Source organism: Brachybacterium sp. JB7, from assembly GCF_003335205.1.
GTDB lineage: Bacteria > Actinomycetota > Actinomycetes > Actinomycetales > Dermabacteraceae > Brachybacterium > Brachybacterium alimentarium.
The window spans coordinates 164,741-178,779 of record NZ_QPGN01000001.1 but is presented as its reverse complement, the minus strand read 5'-3'; the positions used below and the strand labels follow the sequence as shown (position 1 = coordinate 178,779).

Here is a 14,039-nt window from a genome sequence, read left to right as displayed (position 1 = left end):
GCCGTCAGCTCAGGGGCGCACCACGGTGTGCACGGTGAGTGCGTCCTCCCCCAGGTCCGACCAGTGGTCGAGGGCCCCGGAGAGCACGCCCATCCCGCCGGTGGGCATCCCGATGCGCGCCTGGGCGATGGACCCCGGATCGGAGTCCTCGCCCCCCAGGAGCGAGATCAGCGCGGCCATCGTCGGCTCATGTCCGATCACCATGACCACCCGATGCTCGTCGCCGACCTCGCGCAGCAGACCGAGCAGATCCCCGACCCCGCCGTCGTAGATGTCCTCGTGGAAGGTGACGGTCCCCTCGAAGCCCGGCATCGCCGAGACGGCGGCCTCCCAGGTCTGCACGGTGCGCACCGCATCGGAGACCAGGACGCGCGCCGGGAGCACGTGCTGCGACTCGAGGTACTCACCCACGAGTCTCGCCTGGGCCTCTCCTCGCTCGGCGAGCCGGCGCTCGTGGTCCATCTGGCCGGAGCCGCTCTCCGCCTTGCCGTGACGCATGATCAGCAGCAGACGACTGTCGGGGTCTGAGGATGACGAAGATGACGAGGTGGTCATGGAGGTGCGTTCACGCCTTCGTTCGGTGGAAGTTCCGGATCAGTGTCCCATGCCCAGACCGCCGTCGACAGGGATGACGGCACCGGAGATGTAGGCGGCATCGTCGCTCGCGATGAAGGCTGCGACCCGGGCGATCTCCTCGGGCGCGGCGAAGCGGCCCGCCGGGATCGCCTTCTTGTATCCGGCCTGCACCTCGTCGGCCAGAGCAGCGGTCATCTCGGTGTCCACGTAGCCGGGGGCGATCACGTTGGCGGTGATGCCGCGCGAGCCCAGCTCGCGCGTGATCGCGCGGGCGATGCCGACGAGGCCGGACTTCGAGGCGGCGTAGTTGACCTGGCCCGGGGAGCCGTACAGGCCCACCACGGAGCCGACCAGCACGATGCGGCCCTTCTTCTTGCGCATCATCGACTTGATGACCCGCTTGACGACTCGGAACGACCCGGACAGGTTCGTGTCGAGCACGGTCTCGAACGAGTCGTCGCTCATCCGCAGCAGCAGCTGGTCATCGGTCACGCCGGCGTTCGCGACGAGCACCTCGATCGGGCCGTGGGCGTCCTCGGCCGCCTTGATCGCGGCGTCCAGGCTCTCCCCGTCGGTGACCTCGGCCGGGACGGTGAGCGCTCCCTCCGGACCGCCCTTCCCTGAGCGGCTCGTCACGGTCACCCTGTCGCCGCGGCGGACGAACTCCTCGGCGATGGCGCGGCCGATCCCCCGGTTCCCTCCGGTGATCAGGACACTGCGCGGCTCGATGGTGGCGTCGGACATCTGGGCTCCTTGCGATGGGGGCTGCGAACTCGTAGGACGTGCGTGCTCTACGATACGTGTCGAGACAGTGTCGGGAATCGTGGGGTGCCCGTCCGCGCATTCCAGCCTCGGGAAGGTCCTACTCAGATGGCATACCGCTTCAATCCGCCGCCGAACTGGCCGATCGACGACGCGAACTGGAGCCCGCCTCCGGGATGGCAGCCGGATCCGTCGTGGGGCCCGGCCCCGGAGGGCTGGAACTTCTGGGTGACGTCCGACCTCGCAGACGACACCGCGGACGACACTGCCTCCACTGAGCCCGACGTGACGCCGGAACCCGCTGACGCCGGGAACGACGATGCGGAGGAGCCCGTCGAGACCTCCCCGCTCGAGGACTCGTCGACCGATGACGCGCTGGAGCCGCGTGCTGCGGAGACCGACGAGTACCTCGGGCCTGATCTCGAGGCCGATCTCGCGCAGGCCGCGCCCTATGAGTCGGCTAAATCAGCTCAGTCAGCTCAGTCAGCTCAGTCAGCGCCGCCCGTTCCGCCGGAGACTCCGGTCCAGGACCAGAGCTATGGCCCCGGCCAGAGCTACGACCAGCAGTACCAGGATTATGGTCAGGCGTCGCCGGCGCCCGCCTACGGCACTGGCTACCCGTCCTCGCCCGCCTACGGGCAGTCGCCTGCCGAGGGCCTGCCGAGCGCGGACTCCGGCGAGAACTGGACCGCGACCACTGCCTCCGGCGAGCCTCCCCGGAAGGGCGTCGTCGCCCGGTTCTGGTGGCTCGGATGCATCGTGCTGTTCCTGGTGGCCGCACTGGTCGTCGCGGTCGTCGGCGGGATCCTGCTGCTGGGCGGCGATGGGAACGCCGAGGAGGAGACCACCACCGCGCAGGAGCAGATCGCCACCGAGGAGGAGGCGGCGACCGAGGCGGAGGGTTCCGAGCCCGCGTCGCCGGAGCCGACCACCCCGCTGCCCACGATCGATCCCTCCGCCGAGCCCAAGCAGGTCACCGGCGAGAACGGCTCCGGCGAGGTCGCCGTGAGCATGGAGTGGAAGAAGGCGGAGGACCTGCCCAGCGCCTACGGCGGCACCGTCCAGCCGGCGGAGAACGGCGAGTACCTGGTGATGACTGCCGAGGTCACCGTGACCGAGGGGTCGATGAGCTTCGCGAACTACGCCTTCAGCGTCAAGACCCCGTACGGCGGGAGCGTCGACTCGGCGACGGAGACGTACGCCCTGGACGAGTCGGGACTCGACTACGACTCCTCCTACGAGTTCACCGAGGGCGAGACCTACACGATCACGGTGCTCTTCGACTTCGTGAAGGCGGGCGGCAACACGCTGCAGTACAACAACTACGTCGACGTGTACTCCTGGGACGTCCCTGCGTGACCGAGCAGTTCAACCCCCCGCCGAACTGGCCGGAGCCGCCCCGGGACGGGTGGACCCCGCCGACGGACTTCCGCCCCGGGCCCGGCTGGGGGCCGGTCCCGGCCGGATGGCGGCTCTGGGTGTCGCAGGGCGCACAGGCCTCCCAGGACGCAGCGGCGGCCCCGCTGCTCGACTCCGAGGACGTCCCGGCCAGCGGGGCACGTCCCCGCGATCGGGTCAGCACCTACCCGATCACCGTGGTCAACCCCGGGATGTGGAGCCATAACCACCTGGAGGACGAGGACTACGGCTTCCCACCCGCGAAGCCGGTCACGGACCGCCCTCGCCTGCGGCTGGGAGTCACCATCACGGTGACCGTGCTCGGCTTCGTGCTCGCTGCGCTGACCGCGATCGCCTTCGTGCTCCTGGTGGGCTTCGCCGTCGACGATCTCCCGGCAGCGCTCAGCGACAGCGGCACGCATCTGCTGACGACGCTGCCCGGGGCATACGGAACCGTCCTCGCACCGGTCGCCGGATGACCCAGCGATCAGCACTGCGCCGCACCCTCCTCAGCCGTGACTTCCTGCTGGCCGCCCTGGGGGTGCTGCTGGCCTCGGCACTGTGCGTGGGCCTCGGCTTCTGGCAGTTCGGCCGTTTCGAGGGCAAGCGCGATGTGGCCGCCGTGGTCGAGGCCAACTACGAGGCCCCTCCCGTTCCATTGGACGAGGTGCTCCCGAGCCCGGGAGCGGAGCTGGACGCCACGGACGACTGGACGCCGGTCGAGCTCACGGGCAGCTATTGCACCGACCCGGACTGCGTCCTGTACGTGAGGAACCGTCAGCTCGACGGCGACGTGGGCTTCTGGCAGCTCGCCCCGTTCCACAGCGACGACGGCGAGACGCTCCTCGTGGTCCGCGGCTGGGTGGGCTCGCAGGGCGACGTCTCCGCCCCCGCGGACCCGCCGGCCGTGCCCGAGGGCGAGCTGAGCATCACGGCCCGCCTGCGACCGGCCGAGCCGACGCTCGATCGGAAGATCCCTGCCGGTCAGGTCCACTCGGTCAACCCGCCCCAGGTGGCAGAGCAGCTGCCGGAGGAGGAGCCCCAGCTGGTCACCCGGGCGTACGGCGACCTCGCCCAGGAGGACCCGGAGCCCTCCGCCCGCCCCCGCGCGCTCCCGGATCCCGACACCTCGCTCGGCCCGCATCTGTCCTACTCGGTCCAGTGGTGGCTGTTCGCGCTGTTCTTCCCGGTCGCACTGACCCTCCGCACACGGCGTACCGTGCAGGAGCTGGCCGAGGACGACGCCCAGGACGGCTCCCCCGCTGCCGCCGACCACCGACCCCGACGTGTGCCGCGCACCCGTCGACCCACCCAGGACGAGGAGGAAGAGGATGCCCTCATCGACGACCAGCGGAGCTGACCGACGCACCGACCGCCGCGCTGACTCGCACCGAGCTCCCGCATCGAGGTTCCTGCCCGGCCCGCGGCCGCGCAGGATCGCCCACCGCGGCCTCGCGCTCGACGGTGCCGAGAACACCCTGCGCGCCTTCGAGGACGCTCTCGCAGCGGGCGCAGACATGCTCGAGACCGATACGCGCGCGACGGCCGACGGGCTGGCCCTCGCCGTTCACGACGAGGACCTCCTGCGCACCGCCGGGGATCCGCGACGGATCGCGGAGCTCACGGCCGAGCAGGCCGGAGGGGTGCGTCTGGCCGGGGGCGAGCCGCTCGCGATGCTCGAGGACGTGCTGGGGTCCTTCCCCGACGTGCCGGTGAACATCGATGTGAAGGCGCCCTCCGCGATCGGGCCGGCGGTCTCCGCGATCGCCCGCACACGCAGCGCCGACCGCGTGTGCATCGCGGGCTTCGAGGGCGCCATCGTGCGCAGGACGATCCGCACCGTGCAGGCGGCGACGGGGACGCTCCCGGTGCACAGTCCCTCGCGCGGCGTGATGGCGTCGTTCCTCGCCGCTCGCGCCGTCGAGGCCCCCGATCGGGTGATCCGTCGGATCCTCGCGCCGTACGGCGCGCTCCAGGTCCCGGAGCAGCACCAGGGATACCAGGTCGTCACCGAGGCGAACGTCGCCGCGGCCCACCGGGCCGGCTGCGAGGTGCACGTCTGGACCGTCGACGACCCGGTGACCATGCACGATCTGCTGGTCAAGGGCGTGGATGGTATCATTACCAACCGCGTCGACCTGCTCTCGGAGCTGCTCGACGGAGCGTGAGCACGAGACATGGCGAGCCGGAACAAATCCGGGCCATCGTGCGTTGCCACCCATAGACCTCACCGGGCGGGGTTCCGTCCGCCCGCCCTCATCCCCCGCCAGGAAGCGAGACCCGCATGAGCAGCCGAAGCTTGCGAGGCACCCGACTGGGTTCCCTCTCCATGGAGACCGACGAAGGAGTCCTCGCGGCTCCGCGTCAGGAGGCGGTCTACGACTGCCCCAACAACCACACGATCGTCCTCCCGTTCTCCGTCGAGGCCGACGTCCCCGCTGTGTGGGAGTGCCGGTGCGGTGCCTCGGCACTGCTGCGCGACCACGAGCGCCCCGAGATGAAGCCGGGCAAGCCGGTCCGCACCCACTGGGACATGCTCCTGGAGCGTCGCAGCGAGGAGGACCTCCAGGTGCTCCTGGACCAGCGTCTCGCGCTCCTGCGCGCCGGCAAGCTCCACCAGCGTCGGAACCTCTGACCGGTCTCCGCGCGAGAACAGCGCCCCCGTCCTGCCGTCTCGGCGGGGCGGGGGCGCTGTCGTGGTCGGCGGCTCGGGAGGGGCTCAGTCCTGCGCGATGGTGGGCGGCGTGGGGCCGTCGCCGTCCCGCGGCTTCTGTGCGTCGAGGATGATCTCGCCGTCGATGACCCCGTGGCCGCTGCGGCGGTAGAGCACCCGGCGGGCGCTGCCGGAACCGCTCGCGAGGCCCACCGCTTGGACCGACCTCCGCTGCACGGGGGTGATCAGGAGCACGATCCCGATCAGATCGGTGAGGATCCCGGGGAAGAAGAAGAACAGCGCCGACAGCAGGGTGAACGCGGGGCGCGAGAGATGGTCCTGGACGTCACCACGGCCCCGGACCGCCTGCACCAGGGAACGCAGGCGCACGAACGACTGCTGGCCGGCGGCGACCAGCAGGGCGATGCCCACCACCCAGCCGATGGCGATGATCAGCACCGACCACCACAGGCTGGTGTTGATCCCGATGATCACCAGGATCGTCAGCTCGAGCAGGCCGAGCACCACGATCCCGACGGGCAGCAGCGAGCCCCAGCGCGAGGATCGGCGCGACGGCGCGGTCCCGGTGGAGCTGTCGGCGGGTCGGGGGCCGGTCCCCTGTGCTGAGCTCATGCGAGTTCCCTTCCTGTGGTCCTCGGATGTCGCCAGACTAGTGCAGCACCTTCAGGACCTGCTGGGCGCCGCGTGAGAGTCCCCAGAACGTGACCAGCACGAGCGCTTCGCGCACGATGCGCGGGGACATCTTGCTGGCCCCTTCGGTGCGCTCGTCGAAGTCGATCGGCACCTCGGCGATCACGGCGCCCTCCGCCCGGGCCCGACGGGTCATGTCGACCTGGAAGCAGTATCCCTGGGAGGCGATGTCCTGCGCCACGAGCCGCTGCAGCAGCTCGGCGCGGAAGACCCTGAACCCTGCCGTCGCATCCCGCACGCGAAGGCCCAGCAGCGCCCCCACGTAGAGGTTCGCGACACGGGAGAGCAGCAGGCGCGACAGCGGCCAGTCGTGCACGCGGCCGCCCGGCACCCAGCGCGAGCCGATCGCGAGGTCGGCGCCCCGACGCACGGCCTCCAGCAGGCCGGGCAGCTGCTCGGGCCGGTGGGAGGCGTCGGCGTCCATCTCCACGAGCTGCGCGAAGCCGTGCTCGAGCCCCCAGCCGAAACCGGCCAGGTAGGCGGGGCCGAGCCCTTCCTTCCCAGCGCGGTGCAGGACGTGCACGTGGTCGTCGCGGCGCGACACCTCGTCGGCCCACTCCCCGGTGCCGTCCGGCGAGGAGTCGTCGACCACCAGGGCGTGGGCCTCCGGGACGGCGTCGCGCAGCCGTGCCAAGGTTCCCGGCAGCGCCTCGCGCTCGTCATAGGTGGGGATCACGACGAGGGTGGGCGGCAGGGGTGCAGTGGACGGTCGCATGCTCATTTCTCGGGGCTCTTCGTGGGGCTGTTCCGGGGGCCGGGACGAGTCCGTCCACGGGTAGGCGGGGCGAGGGCGCGGTGCCGAGTTCCCAGCGCGCCGAGGAGACCGAGGACCCCGAGGGCGGAGATCCCGACGGCGATCCACGGGCCGCCGGCGACCGCAGGGGTGATGCCGGTGCGCAGCGGCACGTCGGCGAGCACCGCGCCCTGGTCCCAATGGTCCACGTAGGCGAGCTGGCGCCCCTCCGGGGTGAAGATCGCGGAGTGGCCGACCGTCGAGACATGGACGACGCTGCGCCCGGAGACGACCGCCATGACCTTCGCCTCGGCGAGCTGCTGGATGGCCTCGTGCGAGTCGCCGAACAGAGCGTTGTTGGACTGCACCACGATGAGCTCGGCCCCGTCCTCGACGACGTCGTCGACGAGGTTGTCGTACGCGATCTCGAAGCAGATCAGGACTCCGACCTTGGCGTCACCCTCGCCGATGGCGTCCATGTCCATCACGCCGACCTCCTCACCCGGGATCATGTCGCGGGTGATGAGGTCGACCTTGTCGGTCACGGCACGGAAGACATCCCGCATCGGGACGAACTCGCCGAAGGGCACCGGATGGCGCTTGGCATAGGTGTACGGGGTCGATCCGTCGGCGGCGTAGAGCACCGATTCGTTCAGCCGCTGGGTCTCCCCCACCGCGCTCTGGGTGCCGATGAGCACCGGGGCGTTCGCGTCAGCGGCCGCGTCGCTGATCTGCTGCGCCATCCACGGGTCCTGGCGCGGGTCGTAGCCGGTGGAGTCCTCGGGCCAGACGATGAGGTCCAGGTCCTGGCCGTCGGCCGCCGCGTCCTCGATCGTGCTGCGGGTGACGTCGAGGTGGTGTGGGAAGACGTCGTCCGGCATCGCCATTGTGACCGGATCGATGGGGTCCATCGACCCCTGGATACCGGCGACGGTGAGCGAGGGGCGGTCGGCCGGAGCACGGTTCACGGGATGCGGGACCACCATCGTGGCGAGGATCGCGGCGACCGCGAGGGCGAGTGCCCAGACGCCGGCGAAGCCGGTCAGACCGCGGCGGCGCCGGCCCAGCAGGGACAGCACGCCGTACAGCAGCATCTGTCCCAGGAACGCGACGACGAAGGCGAGCCCTGCCATCCCGATCCACGGCCCGAGGTTCAGCAGCGGCGATTCGGCCAGGGCGAAGGCGGTGGAGCCCCAGGGCAGACCGCCCCACGGCGCATGGCTGCGCAGCGTCTCGACACCCACCCAGAGAGCGGAGATCACCACGGCGGTGGACGGGCACAGCCCGCGGCGATGCAGGACGGTGCGGGCGAGCAGGCCGAACAGCAGGATGTACAGCGCCTCGAAGAGCCCGAGGGCGATCCACGGCATCGTGCCGGCGTAGATGTTCGCCCAGGCCGTCAGGGGGATGAAGAACGCCGCACCCCAGGCGAGCGAGCCCAGCAGCGCCACCCACGTGCTGCGGGTGAGCAGCGCGGCCGTGAGCAGGGCGAGCGAGACCGGCAGCAGCATCCATTGCCCGTAGGGCGGGAAGGATGCCAGGGCAGCGAACCCTCCGGCGGTGCCGCACAGCAGGGCGACGGGCCAGGGCGTCGGATCGAACTCGTCGCGGCGCCGGGAGGGCATCGCGACACCGTGCGCCCGGCCGGCACCGGCGCGGGTGCGTGCACTCATGCTCCGTCCAGTCCGAGCCGATCGTGCACGACCCGTCCGTCGACGACCGTGCGCAGGGCGCGGGGCGTGCCGAGATCGAGGTCCGGCAGCAGCGGGGTCCGTGCACGAGGGTCCGTGGACCAGGAGTCGACCTTCAGGGCATGGGACTGCACGGTGAGGTCCCAGGGCTCCCAGACCACGAAGGTCGCCTCGATCCCGGTCTGCAGCGAGCCCGGATGACGCGCTCCGGCCAACCGCTGCCCACCCCGGGTCGCGGCGAGGAAGGCCGCGCGGTCGCTGATGCGCTGCTCGGCCGGCGGCCGACGGGTCGCTCCGCGCACCCAGTCCCAGGGGTCCGCGCCGGCCGGGTCGCCCGCCGATCCGAAGGCCATCGGCACCCCGTCGGTGCTGAGATCGAGGAACTGCGCGGTCTCGGTCGCGGGCGCGATCACGCGCACCCCGTCCCTCTCTCCCGTCGGCCCGGGAAGGCGCCGCACGATCCCGCGGGAGACGGCGTCCGCATCGGGCGTCGCCTCGGCGGCGGCGGCGTCGACGAAACCCGGTGTGACCAGGCAGCCGGCGGCGTCGACGACCTTGGCATCCGGGTGGATGATGCGAGCGGTCGCCTCGGGCCCGGTCCAGGCGATCAGCCCGTCCGCGATCAGCATCGCGGAGGCCTCGGGATCGAGGCTGCTGTAGAGCACGATGCCGGTGTAGAGCACGGGCGGGGCGGGCTGGATGGCGTGGTCGTCCTGGTTCACGCGCCCCAGGGTCCCCCGCGCGCCTGGGAGAACGCTCATCGATCGATCTCCTGGGCCACCAGACCGCGGCGGACGGCGCGGACCGCGGAGCGCGCCGTCGACCCCAGGAGCTCGTCGGCCGTGAGCTGATCGAGCAGGTCGATCACCTGGCGGCAGTGTCGGACGAAGTCGCCCGGCGGAAGGTCGTTCCCGGCCAGCGCGGCGGCGAGATGATCTCCCCGTGCCCACCGGTGCACGATCGCGGCGACCGCCGGATCCGGCACCGACGTCGGGTCGATCCCGTGGCGGGTCTGGGCGGACTGCAGCTCGGCGGCCAGGCGCACCGAGGCGGTCAGCGCGGCGTCGACCGCGGGATCGGGGATGACCTCAGGGGCCCGGTCGTCGCGCCGCGACTCGTGGACCGCGGCGGAGACCACGGCGGCGAGCCCGGCGGGATCGAGCCCGGTCCAGGCCCCGCGCTCGATACACTCGGCGATCAGCAGGTCTCGGTCGCTGAACAGTCGGCGCAGACGGAGCCCTCGGTCCGTGGGGACCAGCTCCTCGCCGTCGTGTCGGAGGTACCCCAGCTCGACCAGCAGGTCGGTGAGGCGGTCGAACTGCCGGGCCAGGGAGCTGGTGCGGCCGCGGATCCGGCGCTGGACGCCCTCGAGCTCTGAGCGGGACTTCCGCCAGCGGCCCGCCCAGCGCAGATGGGACGCGAGATCCGGGCACTGGGCGCAGGGGTGCTCGGCGAGCTCGGCGCGCAGCTGCTGCAGGGCCGGATCCGTCGCCGCCGTCGACGGGGTCCGCTCGGCACGCGCGCGCACCTCGCGGCGGGGGTCCTCGTCGTGACCGGACAGCCGCTGTCGCAGCGCGGCGGCGGTGTCCTTGCGCACCTTGCTGCTGCCCATCGCCTCCTGGCGGGGCAGGCGCAGCGAATCGATGACGGCGGGCGCCGAGGGGACGTCCCCGGGCCGCAGACTGCGGCGACGCGCCTCGGTGTCCAGCAGATCGATCTGGGGGCCGCCCAGCACGGCGCGGTCGACGTCCAGCACGACGGCGTAGCCCCGGCGCTTGCCCCCGGGCAGGGCGACCACGTCGCCACGACGCAGCGACCCCAGGCGGGAGCGGGTGCGGTCCCGATCGGCGGCGGCACGAGTCTGGGAGAGGGTCTTCTCCCGGGCGGAGATCTGCTCCTGGATCTCCGCGTAGCTCTCCATGTCGCCGAGATCGCAGGTGACGGCCTGTCGGTAGGACTCCACGGTGTCCTCGAGCTCGCGCGCCTTGCGGGCCAGCCCCACCACGGAGCGGTCCGTCTGGAACTGCGCGAAGCTGGTCTCGAGGGTCTCCCGGGCCCGCCCGAGATCGAAGCGGTCCAGCAGGTTGACCGCCATGTTCGGGGTGGGTCGGAAGGCCGAGCGCAGCGGGTAGGTGCGGCGGGAGGCGAGGGAGCCGACGGCCGCGGCGTCGAAGCCGGGCCCGGCGAGGACGACGGCATGGCCCTCGGTGTCGATGCCGCGTCGCCCGGCGCGCCCGGTGAGCTGCGTGTACTCCCCCGGCGTGAGGTCGGCGTGGTCGACGCCGTTGAACTTCACGAGCTTCTCCAGCACCACGGAGCGGGCCGGCATGTTGATCCCGAGAGCGAGGGTCTCGGTGGCGAACACGACCTTGAGCAGGCCACGGGCGAAGAGCTCCTCGACCACGGTCTTCAGCAGGGGCAGGATCCCGGCGTGGTGCGCGGCGTAGCCGTCGAGCACGGCGCGGCGGAACGCGGCGATGCCCAGCACCTCCTCGTCCTCAACGCCGATGCCGTCGAGTCGATCGTCGAGGACCGCCCGGATCTCGCGGCGCTCGGCGTCGTCGGTCAGGCGCAGCCCGGTGCGGGCGCACTGCTGCACCGCGCCCTCGCAGCCGGCACGGGAGAAGATGAACATGATGGCCGGCAGCAGCGCGGCGTCGTCGAGCAGGCCGATCACCTCGGGCCGGCGCATCGGGCGCGGGATGTGGCCGCCGCGGGGCCCACCGCTCCGGCCGCCACCGGTGCCGCCCCCTTGCGCGTCCCCGTGGCTGCCGTGCCGTCCGCGGCGCATATGGGGCGGCCGGTGCTGGCCGGAGCCGCGCGGACGATGCCTGCCGCTGGTGCCCTTGCGCCCGCGCGGAGAGCGTCCTCGGCCACCGCCGGAGCGTTCGTCGACGGGCAGGGAGAAGGAGGTGATCCGTTCGATCTCCGGATTCACCTGGCGCTTGCCCTGCGCTCCTGGACCATGGGAGACGACGGCCTCGCCGTCCTCGTCGACGAACAGGTCCAGCAGCTCCTCCCCGATCACGACGTGCTGCCACAGCGGCACCGGACGCGTCTCGGAGACGACGATCTCGGTCGCTCCGCGGACCTCCTGCAACCAGGCGCCGAACTCCTCGGCATTGGAGACGGTCGCGGAGAGCGCCACCATCTGCACCGAAGTGTCGAGGTGGATGATGACCTCCTCCCAGACCGGGCCGCGGAGCCGGTCGGCGAGGTAGTGGACCTCGTCCATCACCACGAACCCCAGGCCCTCCAGCAGCGAGGACCCGGCGTACAGCATGTTGCGCAGCACCTCGGTGGTCATGACCACCACATCGGCGTCGGGCCGGATCGAGGTGTCCCCGGTCAGCAGGCCCACCCGCTCATGGCCCAGCCAGTCCACCAGCTCGCCGAACTTCTGATTGGACAGCGCCTTGATCGGCGCGGTGTAGAAGACCTTGCGGCCCTGCGCGAGCGCGAGGTGCACCGCGAACTCGCCGACGACCGTCTTGCCGGCACCTGTGGGCGCGGCGACCAGCACGGAGCTGCCGGATTCGAGCACGCGGCAGCCCGCCAGCTGGAACTCGTCGAGCTCGAAGTCGTACCGGCCGCTGAAGACCCCGAGCTCGGAGGCGGCGAGCTTCTTCTCGGCCGCCCACCTGGCGTAGCGCTCGGACGGGGAACTCATACGGTGACGGCCTCCGGAAGATCGGCGAGCAGGCGCACCGCGCCTGGCAGGACTCGGGCGGTGATCGGGAGCAGCGACCGCGCCTCCCCATCAGAATAGGCCCGCAGGTCGCGCCCATGGCGCAGGCCGACGGTCACCTCGCGGACCGGACGACTGTGGAAGACGGGCAGCGACGTATGGGTGCCCCGATAGACGCGGGGGAAGAAGCGCACCAGGTCGGCGCGGCCGAGGCCCTCGACGCTGATCAGCTCGAGGGAGCCGTCGTCCAGGCGGGAGTCGGGGCCGATGCGCATCCCGCCGCCGAAGTAACCGGAGTTGCACAGCGTGAGCAGTGAGGCGTCGAGGTCGATGCGCTCTCCCCCGTCCACCTCGATCCAGTACGGCAGAGGAGCGAACGAGGCCAGCTCACGCACCACAGCGGCCGCGTAGCGGGTTCGGCTGCCCCGCTTGGAGCCGTTGGCCCGGGCGTTCACCAGCGCGTCGAATCCGAGGTTCACGTTCCCCAGCGCGATCGAGCGATGCGGGAGGGACTGCTCGCCGCGCGAGATGATCTCGATCGCGTCGATCGCGACCACCGGTCGCGAGAGGGCGTGCAGGAGGATCCGCGTGGATTCCTCGGGGTCGTTCAGCGGCAGGCCCAGCGCGCGTGCCATGTCGTTGCCGGTCCCGGCAGGGACGATGCCCAGGCGCACGGGACTGCCGGCCACGATCTCCGCGCCGAGCGCCACCGTGCCGTCGCCCCCGACCACCACGAGGGCCGTGAGCGTGTCGCGCACCTCGACCGCACGGGCGCGGGCCACGTGCGCGGACGGGCCGGACAGGTCGACCACCGAGATGCCGGCCAGGCGCAGCAGGTCACCGATCTGGCGGCCGACCCGATGGGCCGATCCCAAGGCTGCCGTGGGATTGGAGAGCAGGCCCACGCGGAGTCTGCTCACCTGTCGTCGTCCTCGTCGAGGGAGGACGGCCCCTCGACGGTGCTCGCCTCGTCGTCGTCGAGCTCGGCGTCCGTCCCGACACCCTTGCGGCGATCATGGATCAGCGCGATCACGATGGCCGCGAAGAACAGGCTCGCCATCGAGGCGGACATCGCCAGCAGGGTGATCGGCTCGGGGGTGGGCACCATGATCGCGGTGAACAGCACGCTGATGAAGATGATCCAGCGCCAGGCCTTGAGCATCGTCTTCCCGCGGACCAGGCCGAGGAAGTTCACCAGCACCATGACCACCGGCACCACGAACGCGATGCCGAAGGCGAGCATGGTCTTGGTCAGGAGGTTCAGGTAGTCGTCGTACGGGATGATCTGGCTGACGCCGTCCTGGTTCGGCGTGAAGCTCATGAGCACCGGAACCAGCTGGTTGACCGCCCAGTATCCGGCGGCGCAGCCGATGAAGAACAGGGGGATCGCGGCGCCGAAGAACCCGATCGCGTACTTGCGCTCGTTCCTGTGCAGTCCCGGCATGACGAACAGCCAGATCTGCAGCATGATCATCGGTGAGGAGAGGATCAGGCCGACGTACGCGGACATCTGCAGGCGCACGTTCAGGCCCGTGCCGACTCCCTGGAAGTTGATCAGGGCGTTGATGCTGTCCTCGCCGGAGGCCTCGAGGATCGGCTTCTTCAACGCCTCGAAGACCCACGGGAAGACGAGCCAGCCGACGATCGACAGCAGCAGCACGGTGATCGCACTGATCACCAGACGATTGCGCAGCTCGACGAGATGCTCCCCGAGGGCCATCCGGCCTTCGGGGTCCTTGCGACGACGGTTCTTCTCGGCCGCCTCGCGTCCCTGCGTTTCACTCGCCACGAATCCGATTCCTCCCAGCGGTCAAGGCCCGGGCGGCT

At 71.1% G+C, this 14,039-nt stretch carries 14 protein-coding genes; 5 read left to right on the top strand and 9 right to left on the bottom strand.

Features of this window, described 5'->3' with window-relative positions; genetic code table 11:
- Positions 1 to 9: 9 nt before the first annotated feature.
- The gene (locus CIK81_RS00820; protein WP_096197698.1) at positions 10 to 555 is read right to left on the bottom strand and encodes a histidine phosphatase family protein; all 546 of its coding nucleotides are present in this window, start codon (positions 553 to 555) and stop codon (positions 10 to 12) included.
- 39 nt (positions 556 to 594) lie between these two features.
- Positions 595 to 1,320, bottom strand: coding sequence for a 3-oxoacyl-ACP reductase FabG (gene fabG, locus CIK81_RS00815; RefSeq protein WP_096197697.1), 726 nt, complete (start codon positions 1,318 to 1,320; stop codon positions 595 to 597).
- 126 nt (positions 1,321 to 1,446) lie between these two features.
- On the opposite strand from fabG, the gene CIK81_RS00810 reads away from it, so the two are divergent.
- From CIK81_RS00810 to CIK81_RS00790, 5 genes are all read left to right on the top strand, one after another.
- Complete coding sequence (locus CIK81_RS00810) at positions 1,447 to 2,697, top strand: hypothetical protein (protein WP_096197696.1); 1,251 nt, start codon at positions 1,447 to 1,449, stop codon at positions 2,695 to 2,697.
- Positions 2,694 to 3,215, top strand: a complete 522-nt coding sequence (locus CIK81_RS00805) for a hypothetical protein (protein ID WP_241963862.1) — start codon at positions 2,694 to 2,696, stop codon at positions 3,213 to 3,215. Before CIK81_RS00810 ends, CIK81_RS00805 begins: the two co-directional genes overlap by 4 nt.
- Positions 3,212 to 4,096 carry an SURF1 family protein gene (locus tag CIK81_RS00800; RefSeq protein ID WP_096197695.1) on the top strand — a complete coding sequence of 295 codons (885 nt, stop codon included), beginning with the start codon at positions 3,212 to 3,214 and terminating at the stop codon, positions 4,094 to 4,096. The genes CIK81_RS00805 and CIK81_RS00800 overlap by 4 nt, the downstream gene beginning before the upstream one ends.
- A complete protein-coding gene (locus tag CIK81_RS00795; protein ID WP_114328699.1) occupies positions 4,068 to 4,904 on the top strand; it encodes a glycerophosphodiester phosphodiesterase in 837 nt (278 codons plus the stop codon). Before CIK81_RS00800 ends, CIK81_RS00795 begins: the two co-directional genes overlap by 29 nt.
- A gap of 116 nt (positions 4,905 to 5,020) precedes the next feature.
- A complete protein-coding gene (locus CIK81_RS00790; protein ID WP_096166198.1) occupies positions 5,021 to 5,371 on the top strand; it encodes an RNA polymerase-binding protein RbpA in 351 nt (116 codons plus the stop codon).
- Positions 5,372 to 5,455: 84 nt separating this feature from the next.
- Here the strand turns inward: CIK81_RS00790 and CIK81_RS00785 are convergent, their stop codons facing one another.
- The 7 genes from CIK81_RS00785 to tatC are packed head-to-tail and all read right to left on the bottom strand — an operon-like array spanning position 5,456 to position 14,001.
- Complete coding sequence (locus tag CIK81_RS00785; RefSeq protein WP_096166197.1) at positions 5,456 to 6,022, bottom strand: FxsA family protein; 567 nt, start codon at positions 6,020 to 6,022, stop codon at positions 5,456 to 5,458.
- A 37-nt stretch (positions 6,023 to 6,059) separates the two neighbouring features.
- Positions 6,060 to 6,815: a polyprenol monophosphomannose synthase gene (locus CIK81_RS00780; RefSeq protein WP_096197694.1), complete on the bottom strand. Its 756-nt coding sequence runs from the start codon at positions 6,813 to 6,815 to the stop codon at positions 6,060 to 6,062.
- A 2-nt stretch (positions 6,816 to 6,817) separates the two neighbouring features.
- Positions 6,818 to 8,506, bottom strand: coding sequence for an apolipoprotein N-acyltransferase (gene lnt, locus CIK81_RS00775; RefSeq protein ID WP_114355270.1), 1,689 nt, complete (start codon positions 8,504 to 8,506; stop codon positions 6,818 to 6,820).
- Complete coding sequence (locus CIK81_RS00770) at positions 8,503 to 9,285, bottom strand: amidohydrolase family protein (RefSeq protein WP_241963861.1); 783 nt, start codon at positions 9,283 to 9,285, stop codon at positions 8,503 to 8,505. The genes lnt and CIK81_RS00770 overlap by 4 nt, the downstream gene beginning before the upstream one ends.
- Positions 9,282 to 12,194, bottom strand: a complete 2,913-nt coding sequence (locus CIK81_RS00765) for an RNA helicase (RefSeq protein ID WP_114355269.1) — start codon at positions 12,192 to 12,194, stop codon at positions 9,282 to 9,284. The genes CIK81_RS00770 and CIK81_RS00765 overlap by 4 nt, the downstream gene beginning before the upstream one ends.
- Complete coding sequence (locus tag CIK81_RS00760; protein WP_096197691.1) at positions 12,191 to 13,132, bottom strand: diacylglycerol kinase family protein; 942 nt, start codon at positions 13,130 to 13,132, stop codon at positions 12,191 to 12,193. The genes CIK81_RS00765 and CIK81_RS00760 overlap by 4 nt, the downstream gene beginning before the upstream one ends.
- Positions 13,129 to 14,001 (bottom strand): twin-arginine translocase subunit TatC, encoded by an 873-nt coding sequence (gene tatC, locus CIK81_RS00755; RefSeq protein WP_241963860.1) that lies wholly within the window; start codon positions 13,999 to 14,001, stop codon positions 13,129 to 13,131. Before tatC ends, CIK81_RS00760 begins: the two co-directional genes overlap by 4 nt.
- Positions 14,002 to 14,039 lie beyond the last annotated feature (38 nt).

Bases quoted from the DNA above. Each gene is read 5' to 3' on its own strand.
- CIK81_RS00820 (WP_096197698.1), bottom strand. From the start codon at position 555: ATGACCACCTCGTCATCTTCGTCATCCTCAGACCCCGACAGTCGTCTG.
- fabG (WP_096197697.1), bottom strand. From the start codon at position 1,320: ATGTCCGACGCCACCATCGAGCCGCGCAGTGTCCTGATCACCGGAGGG.
- CIK81_RS00810 (WP_096197696.1), top strand. From the start codon at position 1,447: ATGGCATACCGCTTCAATCCGCCGCCGAACTGGCCGATCGACGACGCG.
- CIK81_RS00800 (WP_096197695.1), top strand. From the start codon at position 3,212: ATGACCCAGCGATCAGCACTGCGCCGCACCCTCCTCAGCCGTGACTTC.
- CIK81_RS00795 (WP_114328699.1), top strand. From the start codon at position 4,068: ATGCCCTCATCGACGACCAGCGGAGCTGACCGACGCACCGACCGCCGC.
- CIK81_RS00790 (WP_096166198.1), top strand. From the start codon at position 5,021: ATGAGCAGCCGAAGCTTGCGAGGCACCCGACTGGGTTCCCTCTCCATG.
- CIK81_RS00785 (WP_096166197.1), bottom strand. From the start codon at position 6,022: ATGAGCTCAGCACAGGGGACCGGCCCCCGACCCGCCGACAGCTCCACC.
- CIK81_RS00780 (WP_096197694.1), bottom strand. From the start codon at position 6,815: ATGCGACCGTCCACTGCACCCCTGCCGCCCACCCTCGTCGTGATCCCC.
- lnt (WP_114355270.1), bottom strand. From the start codon at position 8,506: ATGAGTGCACGCACCCGCGCCGGTGCCGGCCGGGCGCACGGTGTCGCG.
- CIK81_RS00770 (WP_241963861.1), bottom strand. From the start codon at position 9,285: ATGAGCGTTCTCCCAGGCGCGCGGGGGACCCTGGGGCGCGTGAACCAG.
- CIK81_RS00765 (WP_114355269.1), bottom strand. From the start codon at position 12,194: ATGAGTTCCCCGTCCGAGCGCTACGCCAGGTGGGCGGCCGAGAAGAAG.